The organism is Nonomuraea sp. NPDC048892 (assembly GCF_040649735.1).
GTDB classification, from domain to species: domain Bacteria; phylum Actinomycetota; class Actinomycetes; order Streptosporangiales; family Streptosporangiaceae; genus Nonomuraea; species Nonomuraea maheshkhaliensis.
The window spans coordinates 546,800-561,491 of record NZ_JBEZFZ010000003.1 but is presented as its reverse complement, the minus strand read 5'-3'; the positions used below and the strand labels follow the sequence as shown (position 1 = coordinate 561,491).

At 71.7% G+C, this 14,692-nt stretch carries 13 protein-coding genes; 5 read left to right on the top strand and 8 right to left on the bottom strand.

Annotated elements, in window-relative coordinates; all coding sequences use genetic code 11:
- Nucleotides 1-23: 23 nt before the first annotated feature.
- Both AB0C28_RS12245 and AB0C28_RS12240 read right to left on the bottom strand, forming a co-directional pair.
- The gene (locus AB0C28_RS12245) at nt 24-1,058 is read right to left on the bottom strand and encodes a CopD family protein (protein WP_358074022.1); all 1,035 of its coding nucleotides are present in this window, start codon (nt 1,056-1,058) and stop codon (nt 24-26) included.
- On the bottom strand, nt 1,055-1,864 hold the full coding sequence (locus AB0C28_RS12240; protein WP_358074019.1) for a copper resistance protein CopC: 810 nt from the start codon (nt 1,862-1,864) through the stop codon (nt 1,055-1,057). The genes AB0C28_RS12245 and AB0C28_RS12240 overlap by 4 nt, the downstream gene beginning before the upstream one ends.
- A 51-nt stretch (nt 1,865-1,915) precedes the next feature.
- Between AB0C28_RS12240 and AB0C28_RS12235 the strand changes: the two genes are divergently transcribed.
- Nucleotides 1,916-2,695 (top strand): class I SAM-dependent methyltransferase, encoded by a 780-nt coding sequence (locus tag AB0C28_RS12235; RefSeq protein ID WP_357843916.1) that lies wholly within the window; start codon nt 1,916-1,918, stop codon nt 2,693-2,695.
- On the opposite strand, the gene AB0C28_RS12230 is transcribed toward AB0C28_RS12235, so the two are convergent.
- Together AB0C28_RS12230 and AB0C28_RS12225 are read right to left on the bottom strand one after the other, a co-directional pair.
- Nucleotides 2,643-3,641, bottom strand: coding sequence for a diiron oxygenase (locus tag AB0C28_RS12230; RefSeq protein WP_357843919.1), 999 nt, complete (start codon nt 3,639-3,641; stop codon nt 2,643-2,645). The two genes, AB0C28_RS12235 and AB0C28_RS12230, sit on opposite strands and share 53 nt — an antisense overlap.
- A 79-nt stretch (nt 3,642-3,720) precedes the next feature.
- Nucleotides 3,721-4,320: a TetR family transcriptional regulator C-terminal domain-containing protein gene (locus AB0C28_RS12225; RefSeq protein WP_346115343.1), complete on the bottom strand. Its 600-nt coding sequence runs from the start codon at nt 4,318-4,320 to the stop codon at nt 3,721-3,723.
- A gap of 323 nt (nt 4,321-4,643) precedes the next feature.
- On the opposite strand from AB0C28_RS12225, the gene AB0C28_RS12220 reads away from it, so the two are divergent.
- The 3 genes from AB0C28_RS12220 to AB0C28_RS12210 are packed head-to-tail and all read left to right on the top strand — an operon-like array spanning nt 4,644 to nt 8,364.
- On the top strand, nt 4,644-5,810 hold the full coding sequence (locus AB0C28_RS12220; RefSeq protein WP_357843922.1) for an acyl-CoA dehydrogenase family protein: 1,167 nt from the start codon (nt 4,644-4,646) through the stop codon (nt 5,808-5,810).
- Nucleotides 5,807-6,832: an acyl-CoA dehydrogenase family protein gene (locus AB0C28_RS12215; RefSeq protein ID WP_357843925.1), complete on the top strand. Its 1,026-nt coding sequence runs from the start codon at nt 5,807-5,809 to the stop codon at nt 6,830-6,832. The genes AB0C28_RS12220 and AB0C28_RS12215 overlap by 4 nt, the downstream gene beginning before the upstream one ends.
- The gene (locus tag AB0C28_RS12210; RefSeq protein WP_358074016.1) at nt 6,832-8,364 is read left to right on the top strand and encodes an AMP-binding protein; all 1,533 of its coding nucleotides are present in this window, start codon (nt 6,832-6,834) and stop codon (nt 8,362-8,364) included. The genes AB0C28_RS12215 and AB0C28_RS12210 overlap by 1 nt, the downstream gene beginning before the upstream one ends.
- On the opposite strand, the gene AB0C28_RS12205 is transcribed toward AB0C28_RS12210, so the two are convergent.
- The 4 genes from AB0C28_RS12205 to AB0C28_RS12190 form a co-directional block, all read right to left on the bottom strand.
- Complete coding sequence (locus AB0C28_RS12205) at nt 8,325-9,452, bottom strand: C45 family peptidase (RefSeq protein ID WP_358074013.1); 1,128 nt, start codon at nt 9,450-9,452, stop codon at nt 8,325-8,327. The genes AB0C28_RS12210 and AB0C28_RS12205 overlap by 40 nt on opposite strands.
- Before the next feature lie 82 nt (nt 9,453-9,534).
- The gene (locus AB0C28_RS12200; RefSeq protein ID WP_357843934.1) at nt 9,535-10,572 is read right to left on the bottom strand and encodes a YafY family protein; all 1,038 of its coding nucleotides are present in this window, start codon (nt 10,570-10,572) and stop codon (nt 9,535-9,537) included.
- 17 nt (nt 10,573-10,589) lie between these two features.
- On the bottom strand, nt 10,590-12,485 hold the full coding sequence (locus AB0C28_RS12195) for a zinc-binding dehydrogenase (RefSeq protein ID WP_358074010.1): 1,896 nt from the start codon (nt 12,483-12,485) through the stop codon (nt 10,590-10,592).
- Between the two features lie 91 nt (nt 12,486-12,576).
- A complete protein-coding gene (locus tag AB0C28_RS12190; protein WP_357843939.1) occupies nt 12,577-14,007 on the bottom strand; it encodes an Nramp family divalent metal transporter in 1,431 nt (476 codons plus the stop codon).
- Between the two features lie 289 nt (nt 14,008-14,296).
- Here AB0C28_RS12190 and AB0C28_RS12185 point away from each other — a divergent pair, with 289 nt between their 5' ends.
- On the top strand, nt 14,297-14,692 hold the full coding sequence (locus AB0C28_RS12185) for an SSI family serine proteinase inhibitor (RefSeq protein ID WP_357843942.1): 396 nt from the start codon (nt 14,297-14,299) through the stop codon (nt 14,690-14,692).

Sequence of the window (14,692 nt, the reverse complement as noted above, 5' to 3'; positions counted from 1 at the left end):
AGTCCGGTTGGGGCGATCGGGCTCTAGGCGATCGAGGCTCTGGTGATCGCCACCGCCACCCCGTACGCCAGCCCCATCACGCCCACCTCGGCCGCCGCCCACCCGACCAGGGCGGTGGCCCGGCCCTGGCGGATGGCGGGCATGAGCCGGAAGCGGATGTGGGCGGCCAGCGGCACCAGCAGCGCCACGAGCGCGGCCTTGACCACGACCAACTGCCCGTAGTGGCTGGTCACGATGGCCTCGGGCAACCGCACGCCGGGGGTGAGCGCCATCGTGCCCAGCCCAGTGATCAGCCCGGACAGCGCCACCAGGGCCAGGCAGACGGTCGCCATCCTGGAGAACTTCGGCAGCACGAGGGCCAGCAGGTCGCGATGCGAGGCCAGGAAGACGGCCGTGGCCGCCAGCCCGCCGGTCCACGCCGCCGCCCCCATGACGTGGATCTCCATCGAGATCATGATGGGGTCGTGCCAGACCGAGTTCACCGCGTGCCCGGTGACGGGGATCGGCAGCAGCCCGAACAGCGCCACGACCACCCGCAGCTCGGCCGGCACCTTCTCGCCGAACCGCACCGCCATCAGCCCGATGCCGGCCGCCGCCAGCGCGCACGCCGCGCTGAACAGCAGCCCCTGGCCGGTGCCGACGCTGCCCACGTAGTCGGCGATCATCCCGAACGTGGGCACGGCGCCGGGGTTGAGCTCGGCGGTCTGGAAGACGATGGTGAGCAGCGCGCAGATCGCCCACGCCCACGCGGCCATCACGGCCAGCGGGCGCACCCTGAGCAGGACCGGCTCCGAGCGCTCCGGGTTCCTGAAGCCGAGCAGCTTGGGCAGCAGGCTGAGCCCGACCAGCGCCACGGCGGCCACGTCGAGCAGCACGCGCACGACCGGCAGCCCGACCCAGACGACGGGGCCCGGCATGGGAATGCCGGGGACGGCCTGCTGAGCGGTGAACGAGCTGGCCGCCACGGCCGCGACCACCGCGCACACCCCGAACGCGCCCGCCACCAGCCGCCCGCCGACCCGCTGCCCGGGCACCGGGGGAGCGGCGACGGCCGTCACGAACGCGTCCTGTCGGCCGAAGCTTCCTGAACACCGGTCGCCGTAGCGGCCACCGTCCCGGCAGCCGTCTCCTCAGCGCCCGTCTCCTCAGCGCCCGTCTCCTCAGCGCCCGTCTCCTCAGCGCCCGTCTCCTCGGGACCCGCTTCCTCGGCGCCAGTCCCGACGGCGCCAGTCGCCGCGGGCCCCGCCGACTCGGCACCGGTTCCTTCGGCGCTCGCCACCGCCGGCGCGGGGCGCGGGGCGCCCGAGCGGCGGAGGGCGACGGCCGTGCCGGCGGCGAGCACGAGCAGTGCCCCCACGATCCACACCACGGCCATCCCCGCCCCGCCGTTGGCCGCCGCCTCGGCGGCCTCAGCACTGCCGGCGGCACCGGTCTGGCCGGCGGGAGCGGCCTGGCCGGTGGGGGCGGCGGGGGCGGCCTGGCCGGTGGTGACGGCGGAGGCGCCGGCGGCCAGGGTGAAGCTGATCTTCCCGGTGACGGGGTGCCCGTCGGCCGACAGGATCCGGTAGCCCACCGTGTACGACCCCCCGCCCGGCAGCGGCCGCACCTTCACCGAGACCCGCTCGGCCGCCACCTCGGGGCTCCCGTCGGCCCACGAGGACCCGTCGGCCCCGGTCACGCCCACCTGCGCGTATCCCTGCCGGACCGCCTGGTCGAACACCAGGGTCACCCGTTCGGGCGAGGCCGCCAGCGTGGACCCGTCGCGCGGGTCGCTGGAGATGAGCACGTTGTGCGCCTGGGCCGGTGCGCCGGCCACGCCCACGGCGGCGAGAGCGAGCAGCAGGACCGTGAGTAGCCGCCTCACAAGTCAGAACCTTCCATCGGACAATTCGCGAACCCGTATATGGTCCCATCCATGGAGGACCTGTTCGGCGGCGCGGCTCCCTACTACGCGAAATACCGCTCCGGCCACGGCGACCCGGCGATCGAGCACCTGGCCATGACGTTCGGCGCCGGGGCGACGGTGCTGGACCTGGGCTGCGGCCCTGGCACGGTGGCGATCCCGCTGGCCCGGCGCGTACGCGAGGTGCTGGCCGTCGACCCGGACGCCGAGATGCTCGCCGAGGGCAGGCGCCTGGCCGCGCGGGCGGAGAACATCCGCTGGCTGCGCGGCGACTCGACGACGCTCGACCGGCTGCCCCCGTTCGACCACGTCGTGATGGGGCGGTCGTTCCACTGGATGGACCGGCGCGAGGTGCTGGCGGACCTGGACCGGCTGCTGCCGCCGGGCGGCGTGGTGGCGTTGGTCGGCCCCACCCGCGCGGGCGAGGAGCAGCCGTGGGAGCCGGCCATGCGGCGGGTGCGCGACGCGTTCGGCGTCAACACCTTCACCGCGAGCAACTCCTACCAGGCCACCGGCGAGCACCATGACGACGTGCTGGCCGGCTCGCCGTTCCGCGACCTCGACCGGGCCCACTACGAGGTGCGGATCGGCTACGACCTGGAGGCCGTGATCGGCCTGCAGCTGTCCTACTCCTACACCGCTCCGGCCCGCCTCGGAGACCGGCTGGACGCCTTCACCGAGATGGCCAGGCGGGCGCTGCTCGCGTCGAACCCGTCGGGCAGGTGGAAGCTGGTGACGGTCACCGAGGTGCTGGTCGCCCGGCGGCCCGCGGCGCCTCCCAGATCCCCATGATCCGCCAGACGCGCCGGGTCACCGCGTTGATCAGCCCGATCTCGGCGCACAGCTCGCGCGTCCTGGCGACGGAGTCGCGGATGTTCTGCCGGGCGCCGGGGTCGCGGAGATAGACCTCGGCCACGACGCTCGCCGGGATCCCGAAGCGGCGGATCATCGCTCCGGGCGGGGCCAGCATGATGCGCGCCATGACGCCGAGGACGACCGGCGAGACGAGGCCGAGCAGCAGCCGCCGGTGTGCGGGCATCCTGGGCACGCGGTTGCGCAGGTAGTGCCGGGCGAAGGAGATGTGCCTGGCCTCCTCCGCGATGTGGATGCGCATGATCGTCTCTTCCAGCGGGTGGTGCGCCCGGCCGTCCTTGAGCACCTTGCGCTGGACGTGGTCGATGGGATCCTCGCCGCCCAGCACGAAGATGAAGAACAGCTCGGTCGAGATCAGCGGGATCCAGGGCGCCACCTGGGCGATCACCGACAGCGGGCCGGGCATGCCGCGGATCGGCATCCCGGTGCGGTTCACGAACTCCTGGAACATCATCCCGTGATGTCCCTCTTCGATGGTCTCGTGGTAGACGTAGCGGAACTCGGGGGATCCGTTCGGCAACCGGTAGGCGTAGTTGAGCAGCCCGCGCTTGAGCAGGTTCTCGAACTGCAGCCCGATCTTCATGGCCGTGGCCACCCGCCACAGCCCGATCCTGGCGCGCTCCTCGGGGGAACGGCCGCGGTACCACGGGTGGCCGCCCAGCCGGTCGACCTCGGGCAGCTCCCAGCGCGGATCCTCCGGATCCACGAGGAACTCCGGGTCGTCCCAGGGGATGTCGCGGTACGGCTCCCAGTGCTTGTCGACCGACGCCTTCGAGAGGCGTTCGATGACCGCTCGGTACGCGCTCCCGCTCGCGACCTGCTCGTCACGTTCCCTGGCGGTGGTAGAGCTCGGTGCGTCCGTCATCGCGTGCACTCCTCTCCTCGCCCGCTAATTGTACGGAGAATCCAATAAGGCGGGAAAGGGAGGACCACAGCTTTTCCGGTCACAACTTGTCCTGGGGCACCCCCAGCTCGATCGCCGCCGCCGTCCGGATCAGCACGTTGACCCGCCGCCGTGACAACACCTTGGGATGGGTGTGCGTCTGCACCGCCAGCCCGTCGATCAGCGCGAAGAGCCGCCACGTCGTCCCGTCGGGGTCCGGGCAGGTGAACTCGCCGCCCGCCACGCCGGCCTCGATGATCGAGCGCATGAGCGTGCGCCCCCTGGCGTCGATGCGCCGCGAGATCTCTTCGAGCTCCGTGCTGCGCATGGCCTCGGACCAGGCGTCGATCCACAACCGCCAGCCCTCGGTGGGGATCGCGGGAGAGCAGAGCCGCAGCAGCGAGCGCAGGCGGTCGAGGGGTGTGCCCGTCGAACGCTCCACGTCGGCCAGGGCTTCGAGATGCAGGCGGGCCGCGTACGCGAAGGCCTGGGCGAGCAGCCGTTCCTTGGTCTCGAAGTGGTAGAAGAGCAGCGCCTGGCTGACGCCGGCCGCCCTGGCGATGTCCAGGGTCCTGGCGTGCCCGAATCCCCGCTCCGCGATCACCTCGCAGGCCGTCTTCAGTAGATCCTCGCGCCGTAATCGGCTGAAACCTGTTGTCACAGCGAGTAACTCTAACTTCTGATCATTAGTATTTATAGGACAAACCGGGCGTTCAGTGCTGCTGATCTGAGATGTCCCGGTACGGTACGGCGGCCTGGCTTACCGACTGTCATGTTGATCATGGTAATCGGGAAAGGCCGAACGCCTTTCGGTAGGAGGTCACAAAAGCGCCTCAGTCCCCTATTTCGCCACGCTTGTGACGAAACGGGCGTCCCTGGGAGTGTGGCCGGGCGATCCGCGCGGGAAAGACCTCCAGAGCAATGCTCTATGCGTGCCGGGACGAGCTGACTAGAGTAAGTGAGCACTGATGCCGAGGAGTCGATGTGAACCTTGCTGATTATCGGCGTGCGGCCGGAGCCTGGCTGCGGGACAATGCTCCGTCCGAGGACCCTCCTGAGGCCGACGGGATCGCCCGCGCCAAGGACTTCATGGCCAAGCTCTACGACGCCGGCTACTCCGGCATCACCTGGCCGAAGCAGTGGGGCGGCCAGGGGCTGACCCAGGCCGAGGAGCGCGCGTTCGCCGAGGCGGCCCGTGACCACACCCTGCCCACCTACGTCTTCATGATCGGCCTGGGCATGACCGGGCCCACGCTCGTCGACCGGGGCACCGACGCCCAGCGCGAGCGGTTCATCCGGCCGCTGCTGCGCGGCGAGGAGATCTGGTGCCAGCTCTTCTCCGAGCCCGGCGCCGGCAGCGACGTGGCCAGCCTGCAGACCAGGGCCGAGCGCGACGGCGACCACTGGATCGTCAACGGCCAGAAGGTGTGGACCTCCGTCGCCCACCACGCCGACTGGGGTCTGCTGCTCGCCCGCACCGACGTGGACGTGCCCAAGCACAAGGGTCTGACCATGTTCGTGGTGGACATGCACCACCCCGGCGTGACGGTCAGGCCGCTGAAGGACATGTCCGGCAGGGCCAACTTCAACGAGATCTTCTTCGACAACGTCACCGTTCCCGACGAGCACCGCGTCGGCGAGGTCAACGACGGCTGGAGCGTGGCCGTCACGACCCTCCTGCACGAGCGGCTGTCGATCTCGGCCGGCGTCGGCATGGGCGGGCAGAAGGACAACCCCGCCTCCGTCGAAGCGCTGCGCCAGGTCGTCGACACCGATGACCCGCTGGTCCGCGACGAGCTCGTCGAGCTGCACATCCGCACCCGCGCGCTGGCGCTGTTCAACCAGCGGCTGGCCCAGGAGACCAGGGCCGGGATCTTCCCCGGCGCCCGGGGCAGCGCCGCCAAGCTGCTGCTGGCCGAGCTGACCATGTTCCAGGCCGACCTCGCCACCCGGCTCGCCGGCCCCGAGGCGATGCTGGCCGACCATCCCCTCGCCCGCGCGATCTCGACGGCCCCCGGCATGGCGCTGGGCGGCGGCACCAACGAGATCATGCGCAACATCGTCGGCGACCGCGTGCTCGGCCTGCCGCCCGAGCCCCGGGTGGACAAGACCGTGCCGTTCAAGGATCTGAAGGTGGGGACGCAGGCGTGAAGCTCGTACTCAGCGAGGAACAGCGCGAACTGCGCGAGACCGTACGCGGCTTCCTGCGTACCGCCTCCCCCCTGCCCAAGGCCCGGGACGGCTACGACCCGAAGGTGTACGCGCGCCTCAACGGCGAGCTGGGCCTGTCGGGACTGATCGTCCCCGAGGAGTACGGCGGCGCGGGAGCCGGTCTGTCCGAGCTGGCCGTCGTGCTGGAGGAGACCGGCGCCGCCCTGCTGCCCGGTCCCTTCCTGGCCACCGCCTTCACCGCGCTCGCGCTGACCGCGACCCCCGACAAAGAGCTGCTGACCGGCATCGCCGAGGGCCGCGTCGCCGCCACCCTCGACCAGGGCGAGCTCTCCTTCGACGGCTCCGCCGCGAGCGGCACCCTGCCCAGGGTGCTCACCGGCATGGAGGCCGACGTGCTCGTGGCGCCCGCCCCCAGCGGCGACGGCGGGAAGGTCCTGCTGGCCGTCGAACTGGCCGGCCCCGGCGTGCGCAGGACCGCGCTGGAGCCGCTCGACCTCACCCGCGGCCTGGCCGAGGTGGTGCTGGAGAGCGCGCCCGCGCGGGTGCTCGGGCCCGCCCCGCAGGCCGGCGTCGGCGACCGGCTGTGCGTGGCGCTGGCCGCCGAGCAGCTCGGCGTGATGCGGGCGGCACTGGAGTCGATCGTGGCCTACGCCAAGGTCCGCGTGGCCTTCGGCCGCTACATCGGCTCCTACCAGGGGGTCAAGCACAAGCTCGCCGACATGCACGGCAAGCTCGAACAGGCCGAGTCGATCGTCCGCTACGCCGCCTGGGCCGCCGACGAGTCGCCCGGCGAGCTGCCCGAGGCCGCCGCGCTCGCGCAGGCGTACGTCGGCCGCGCCTGCTTCGAGGTGGCCCGCGACCACCTTCTGCTCCACGGCGGGATCGGCTATACCTGGGAGCACGACGCGCACCTGTTCTACAAAAGGGCCAAGGCGGACGAGGTGCTGCTGGGCCCCCCGAGGATCCACCGAGCCAGACTCGCGCAACTACTGGAGTTGTGATGGACGTCAGCGACCTCCCCGGCTTCTACGCCATCGCCGCCGCCGACCCCGGCCGCCCGGCCGTGATCGACGCCGACGGCTCGGAGACCTCCTACGGCGACCTGCTCGCCCGGGTCAACCAGGTCTCGCACGGCCTGCGGGCACGCGGGCTCGGCACTGGTGACGTCGTCGCGGGCGTGCTGCCCAACGGGGTCGACGCCCTCGTCCTGGTCATGGCCACCGGGCAGATCGGGCTCTACTACGTGCCGATCAACTGGCATCTGACGGCCGCCGAGGTGGCGTACATCCTGGGCGACTGCGACGCCAAGGTGGTCGTCACCAGCGCCGAGCACGCCGTGCCCGGAGGGGAGATCGGGACGGACGGCCTGGCCGAGGGGCAGCCCGCGGACGCGCCCGCCGACCGCACCGCCGGCGCCGTCATGTGGTACACCTCCGGCACCACCGGCTTCCCCAAGGGCGTGCAGCGCCCGCTGGCCGGCGCCGAGCCGGAGCAGCTCGTGCCGCTCTACACGTGGTTCTTCGGGCAGGTCGTGGACCTCAAGGCGGGCGACGAGGTGCACCTGGTGACCTCGCCGATGTACCACTCCGCGCCTTGCGCGCACGCCCAGTTCGCGCTGCACCTCGGCCACACCGTGGTGATCACGCCCAGGTTCGACCCGGTGAACATCCTGGAGCTGGTCGAACGGCACCGGGTGTCCAACGCGATGATGGTGCCGACCATGTTCCACCGGATGTTGCAGCTGCCCGAGGACGTCAGGGGCAAGTTCGACGTGTCGAGCCTGCGCCAGGTCATCCACACCGCCGCCGCCTGCCCGGTCGCGGTCAAGCAGCAGATCATGGACTGGTGGGGGCCGGTCCTTTACGAGTACTACGGCTCCACCGAGTCCACCATCGCCTTCGCCGTCAAACCGCACGAATGGCTGGCCAGGCCCGGCACCGTGGGCCGGCCCGCGCCCACGTTCGAGGCGAAGATCCTGGACGAGGCCGGCGAGGAGCTGCCGCCGGGCGAGCCCGGCCTGATCTACGTCAAATCCGGCATGGGCACGTTCGAGTACCGCAAGGACCCCGGCAAGACCGCCGCCAGCATGCGAGGCGAGTGGTACGCGCCCGGCGACATTGGCTACCTCGACCCCGACGGATACCTGTTCCTGTGCGACCGGCGCACCGACCTCATCGTCTCTGGCGGGGTGAACATCTACCCCGCCGAGATCGAGGCCGCCCTGCTCGAACATCCCGCCGTGGCCGACGTGGCCGTCATCGGGGTGCCCGACGAGGAGTGGGGCCACAACGTGGTCGCGCTCGTGCAGCCCGCCGCCGGGCACACCCCGGGTCCCGAGCTGACCGCCGAGCTGCTGGAGCACTGCGGGCCGCGGATCGCCAGGTTCAAGCAGCCGAAGCTGATCGAGTACCGCGAGCGGCTGCCGCGCACGCCGACCGGCAAGCTGTCGCGCTCGAAGGTCCGTGCCGACTACCTGGCCCACTATCCGGCGGACTACCCGGCCGACGCTGAGAACACCAGCTCCTCGCTGTAACGGCCGCCGTCGCCCAGATAGAAGCGGGCCGACAGGGTACGGTCGGCGGTGTCGAACACCGTCGACCACAGCGTGCGGAACGGCAGGTCGCCGGTCTCCGGCTGGCGGACCGCGTCCATGCCGTCCCGCACGTCGCCCGCGGTCATCGAGCCGGACTTCTGGCCGCGCTCGTACAGCGTGCGCAGCCGCTCGAACGTGCCGAAGCTGTGCGGGCCGTCCTCGGGCAGGTTCGCCGGGTCAGGATGGCGGTGCAGCAGGTGGTTGGTGACGCAGAGCGGGGCGTCGCCGAGGTCGATGATGTGCTCGCTGCCGTCCCTGCCCCGTTCCCACACGAACGCCTGCCCGTACGCGTCGGCCACCAGGTAGTGCAGCGCCACGCCGAAGTCGTAGTGCTTGGCGCCCAGCAGCGCCTGCTTGGCCTGGTCGGCGTTCTCGCAGGTGTCGACCAGGAACCTGGGCAGCTGCACACTCGCCAGGCCCACCTGCGGTGTGGCCGGGCCCTGCGGCGGTTCCGCCTGCTCGAAGTCGGCGACCAGGAGCATCACCGCCAGGCCGGCCGCGTTGACGCCGTCCATGCAGCCGTCGAGCTCGTTCATGGTGAGCACGACCGAGGCGAGCCCGTCGTCGGGCAGCGTCGTGATCACGTACGGGCGCGACGCCATCGGCAGCTCGTCCGGGCCCGGTGTGCCGCCCATGATCTCGCTGGTCGTCGTCGGGAAGAAGTCGTAGTTGCGGCCTGCGCGGCCGTGCCCGTCGGCGGCGGCCGACGGCGGGATCCACATCGCCGAGCAGCCGGAGCCCGCGGGGACGAAGGAGAGGGCGTCGAGGGCCAGGTCGTCCTGGTCGGGATCGAGGCCGAGCGCCGCCGCCGCGCCGTCCATGCGCGCCTGGTGCTGCGGCCAGTGGCGCTCGAACCAGGTCCTGCGCGCCCTGCCCACGACCGGGTCGATCGGTGCGGGCGCCCAGCCGAGCCGCCTGGCCTCCTCGGCCAGCGCCCTGCCGATCTCGACCTGGCCGCCGGCCAGGGTCAGGTGGCGGACCAGCTGGAAGTCGTTCTTGCCGCCCGCGACGTGTGTCAGGTTCTTCATGCCTTCGACCCTGCCGGGACCCGCTGACCACCCCCTTACCGGCCACTGACGGCCCGCCGGTCGGCACCCTGCTGGTCGCCCGCTACCGGTCGCCATCGGCCTGCCGGCCGGAGCTGTCCCGGTCGGAGCCGCCCCGGTCGCCTGGCGTGCGCCGGTCGGAGCCGGATCGGCCGCCCGCCGCGCGCCGGTAGCGCTCGGAGAGGCGCAGGACGTGCTCGGCCAGTTCCGGCGGGTCGAGCACCTCGAAGTCGACGCCGAGGAAGCCGATCCACACCGCCATCCCGTTCACGTCGTCGCCGCCCAGCCGGAGCAGGCAGGTGGACTCGTCCACCGGCTCGACGTCCAGCCCCGGCGACACCGCCCGCATCCGCCCCGCCGGGGCGTGCAGCAGCACCGTGGCGTGGTGGCGCCACATCGCCGTGCTGACGCCCCGCTCCACGTACGCCGCCACGTCCCCGCCCTGCGGCAGCTCGCGCGGCGTGAAGCGGGGGCCCGCCGGCGTGCGCGGGCGCAGCCGGTCCACCCGGTACGTGCGCCAGTCCCGCCGGTCGAGGTCGTAGCCCACCAGGTACCAGCGCCCGTGCCGGTGTGCCAGCCGGTACGGCTCCGCGGTCCGCAGGCTCGCCGCGCCGTCGTGCCCCGTGTAGTCGAAACGCAGTACCTCGTGGTCGCGGGCCGTGTTCGCGATCGTGGTCAGCACGTCCGGCGCGACGGCAGGGGAGTTGCCCGTGATCTGCACGGTGTAGTTGTTCAGCGCGCCGACCCGCCGCCGCAGCCGGGACGGCAGCACCTGCTCTAGTTTCGCCAGGGCCCGTACGGAGGACTCCTCGATGCCCTCGACCCCGCCTCCGGCGGCCCGGCCGAGCCCGACCGCGACCGCGACGGCCTCCTCGTCGTCGAGCAGCAGCGGGGGCAGCGCCGCCCCCGCCCCCAGCCGGTAGCCGCCCGCCACGCCGGGGGTGGCGTGCACCGGATAGCCGAGCGCGCGCAGGCGTTCGACGTCGTTGCGGATCGTCCTGGTCGAGACGCCGAGCCGGGCGGCCAGCTCGGGGCCCGGCCAGTCGCGCCGCGTCTGGAAGAGGGACAGCAGCTTGAGCAGACGGGCCGAGGTGTCGAGCATGCGCACCAGTGTGCCCGCTAACGCGGAAAGGAGTCTTCCGCGTTGATGATCAGCTTGCCCAGGAAGTGGCCGTCCTCGCTGCGCCGATGAGCCTCGACGGCCCGCTCCAGCGAGAACACCTCGGCGACCGGCACCCGCACCACCACCCGTGGAGAGTCCTCGCGCGCCTGATCGCCTCGTGCCGCCGCGAGCGGGTCGTGCAGGGCCCGTACGTCGTCTTCCGGGTTCGTGCCCCGGCCCGACGAGAAGCGCACACCGAACTCGGCCGCGTCGGCCAGATCCGCGATCGTGATCACCTTGGCGGGGTCGCCGGTCAGCTTGACCGACAGCTTCAGCACGCCCCTGCCGGAGGCGTCCAGCACCCGGTCCACGCGGTCGGGCAGGCGCTCCTCCAGGCCGTCCCCGTACGTGACGGGATGGACGCCGAGGCCGCGCAGGACCCCATGATGGCGCTCACTGGCGGTGCCGATCACCCGGGCGCCGAGCGCGCGGGCGAGCTGCGCGGCGGCCAGGCCGACGCCGCCCGCCACCGCGTGGATCAGCAGTGTCAGGCCCGGGCCGACGCCGAGCTCGCGCAGCGTCCTGACGGCCGTCCCGACGGCGACGGGCAGTGCGGCCGCCTCCTGGTACGTGAGCTCGTCCGGCTTGCGCACCAGCCGGTCCGCCTCGGCGATCGTGTGCGTGGCCAGCGCCCCCGACGCCACCTGGCCGAACACCGCGTCGCCCAGCCGCCACCCGGTCACCCCGGGACCAAGCGCGTCGATCGTGCCGGCCAGCTCGATCCCCGTCCCCTCCGGGCCGTCCATCTCGGTGCCGAGGAGACCGGCGCGGATCTTCCTGTCGATGGGGTTCACCCCCGCCGCCCTGACCGCCACCCGCACCTGGCCGGGCCCCGGCCGGGGCATCGGGATCTCCTCCAGCTCCAGCACCTCCGGCCCGCCGTGCTCGCGGTAGCGGACGGCCCGGGCGGTGACGAGCAGGACGGCCTTGCCGACCAGCTCGCGGGCCTCCAGCGCCGCGTGCGCCTCCCGCGCCCGTTCCAGGGGGACCGCCAGGCCCACGACGGTCGTCAGCCGGCCCGCCGCGATCTCCCGCATGGTCTCCGCCGCGAGCCGCCCGAACTCGGCGGGCGCGAACTGGACCTGCTCCATGCCGGTAACCCGCACCCCGCGCCGGTCGGCCTCCGCCGGGTCGATCGCGGCGGTGGCGCCGCTCGGCACTCCGTACGCGAAGAAGCGCCCGCCCCGCCCCAGCAGCCGGAACGCGCTCCCACCGACCTCCCCGCCCACCCCGTCGAACACGACGTCGAACCGCTCACCCGGGGCGTCGAGCCCTGGGTAGTCGACGGTCGTCGCCGCGCCCGCCTCCAGGGCCGCCCGCTGTTTGGCCGGGCCGTGGGCCGCCGCCGTGACCCGGGCCCCGGCCGTGGCCGCCAGCCCGACGAGGGCCAGACCCAGCGCCCCGCCGGCCCCGGTGACCAGCACCCGCGTCCCCGGCTCCAGGCCGGCAGCCCGTACCAGGCTCAGCGCCGCCGGACCCACCTGGATCAGTGCCGCCGCCCGCCAGAGGGGCACCTCGTCCGGCACCGCCACGACCGTCTCCACGCTCGCCGCGACCCGCTCGGCGTACCCGCCGCCGGGCACCAGCGCGGCGACCCGCCGCCCGATCCAAGAAGCGTCCACCCCGTCACGCACCGACAGGACCCGCCCGGCCACCCCCGTGCCCGGCACGTACGGCGGCTCGCCGGGGAACCACTCCCGCCCCCACCCGGAGCGCAACTGCGCATCGATGGACATGACGTCCGACACCGACACGCCGATCACCAGCTGCCCCGCCCCGGCGACGGGATCCGGCGCCCGCTCGGCCACCAGCACCTCGGGACCACCGAACTTCTTCACCTCGACCACGTTCATGCGGCCGAGTCTGCAACCTCAAGTCCGCTTGAGGTCAACCGGCGGGGCGCGGACAGGCATCCCGCCCGCGCCCCGCCGTGCGATCAGACGATCAGCCGAACAACCGCTGCGCCTGCTGGAACACCACGATCACGGTCAGCGTGCCGAAGAACGCGACCGACCAGACCAGCGCCCCCAGCCGGTACGACCGCACCTTGATGGCCTCGGGCAGCGCCCGCCGGTTGAGGATGATCAGCAGGATGGAGTACACGAACATCATCACGGCCGCGAAGCACGCCGAGAACACCAGCAGGATGAGCGGCTGGTCCAGGCCCGCCAGCAGGATCCCGGTGCCGATCAGCGCCATCGCCCAGACCACGAGGAAGTAGACCCGGTTCACCGAGACGGGCTTGTCGCGCAGGTAGACCGTCTTGATCGTGTCGGAGGCCAGCCGCGAGGTGTAGTCGACGATGCCCATCGCGGAGGCGAACAGGGCCAGCGCCCCGATCACCCAGAACAGGATGCCGAACCAGGGCCCGACGACGTCCTGCAGCACCTGGCCCTCCACCTCGAGGAAGGCGATGCTGTTCTCCAGCCCTTCGCGGCCGAAGACGGTGGAGTAGGCCAGCATCGACATGAGCGCGATCGTCACGAACGACACCATGGCGAACGTCCACGCCTGCTCCACGTTCGCGAAGCGCCACCACTGCTTCCAGCGCTCCAGGTTCTCCTTCGTCGGGGCGAACTGGAAGCCGGTCGAGGCCGCCGCCTCCTCGTGGCCGGTGACCGGGCTGACCAGGCGCGGGACGTACAGGCCCATGCCGAAGCCCTTGTCGCGGATCCAGTTGCTCTGGCACAGGTTCTGGCCGCCGCCCGCTCCGGCGTACGCGATGGCGCCCATCAGTACCGCGAAGTCCAGCGGCGGCACCGGGAACTGGGCGCCGACGCTCAGGCCCCGGCCCAGCTGCAGCCAGCTCTCGGCGTTGATCGCGACGACGATCGCGACCCCGGCGAGGATGGCCACCAGGGCGATCTTCACGAAGATCACCTTTTCCAGCGCGGTGTAGATCACCGGTGCCAGCGTCAGGCCGAGTGCGATCACGATCAGCATGCCGATCGCGATCCACCGCACCGAGCCCTGTCCCGACCCGGTCAGGTACGTCACCATGGTCGCCGACGTGGTGACCCACCCCGGCCAGAGATTCGAGGCCAGGGCCATCAGGACGAACACCAGACCCCAGTGTTTCCACATCCGGCTGAAACCGGTCAGCGCGGTTTCGCCGGTGGCCAGGGTGTAACGCTCGATCTCCATGTTGAGAAACCACTGGGTGATGATGCCGATCGCGGCACCCCAGATGAAGACGAGGCCGACCTGTGAGGCGATGTAGGGCCAGAGGATGAATTCTCCCGAGGCCAGGCCCACACCGGCGCCGACCAGGCCGGGGCCGATGATTCGCCAGGTCGATCGGGGTGGTTCGGGAAGGTCGCGGACGGCGACGGCGGGCAGGACTCGCGCAGGAACGGTGGGGGTGAACTCCGCCATGCGGATCTCCTTGTTCGGGCTTACCTGCACGTCACATTACAGAGACCCAAATGGTGAGTGGAATAGCTAGTTAATCTTCCCTCGCATATTCCCCCTGATCCGGGAAACCCACCCCCGTTCATGCCCGCCATCAGCTGCGATCCTGCCTATGACCGGCGAGGACATCATTGTGTGTCCGATCGACCACGATCAGATGCCCTCGTGATCGATGGTGGCGCGATGATTACACACGGTAGTCATGACGGGTGCGCCGTCCCACCCCGGGACGCCGCTGACCAGGGAGGTTCTCATGACGCTCGTGCTGACCGCCGCCCGCAGGATGGCCGCGCTCGGACTGTGCGTGGCCGCCACGTTCGCCGTGCCGTTCACGGCGCTTCCCGCCCAGGCCGCCGCGGGAGCCGATCTCTTCATCACGGTCACGCCCCGCTCCGGCGGCGCCTACGCGACCCGCCTGACCTGTGACCCGGACGGCGGCGTCCATCCCCATCCGCAGGCCGCCTGCCACGCCCTGCGCGGCGTGGACGGGCACGTCGACGATCTGAACGTCGACCCGGGCCCATGTCCGCTGATCTTCGACCCGGTCAAGGTCGAGGTGAAGGGTCACTGGTACGGCCGGCCGACGTCGTTCCATGAGACGTTCACCAACCGTTGCGAGATGGACCGCAGGCTCGGCCCGCTCGTCTGA

Bases quoted from the DNA above. Each gene is read 5' to 3' on its own strand.
- AB0C28_RS12235 (WP_357843916.1), top strand. From the start codon at position 1,916: ATGGAGGACCTGTTCGGCGGCGCGGCTCCCTACTACGCGAAATACCGC.
- AB0C28_RS12230 (WP_357843919.1), bottom strand. From the start codon at position 3,641: ATGACGGACGCACCGAGCTCTACCACCGCCAGGGAACGTGACGAGCAG.
- AB0C28_RS12210 (WP_358074016.1), top strand. From the start codon at position 6,832: ATGGACGTCAGCGACCTCCCCGGCTTCTACGCCATCGCCGCCGCCGAC.
- AB0C28_RS12205 (WP_358074013.1), bottom strand. From the start codon at position 9,452: ATGAAGAACCTGACACACGTCGCGGGCGGCAAGAACGACTTCCAGCTG.
- AB0C28_RS12200 (WP_357843934.1), bottom strand. From the start codon at position 10,572: ATGCTCGACACCTCGGCCCGTCTGCTCAAGCTGCTGTCCCTCTTCCAG.
- AB0C28_RS12195 (WP_358074010.1), bottom strand. From the start codon at position 12,485: ATGAACGTGGTCGAGGTGAAGAAGTTCGGTGGTCCCGAGGTGCTGGTG.
- AB0C28_RS12190 (WP_357843939.1), bottom strand. From the start codon at position 14,007: ATGGCGGAGTTCACCCCCACCGTTCCTGCGCGAGTCCTGCCCGCCGTC.
- AB0C28_RS12185 (WP_357843942.1), top strand. From the start codon at position 14,297: ATGACGCTCGTGCTGACCGCCGCCCGCAGGATGGCCGCGCTCGGACTG.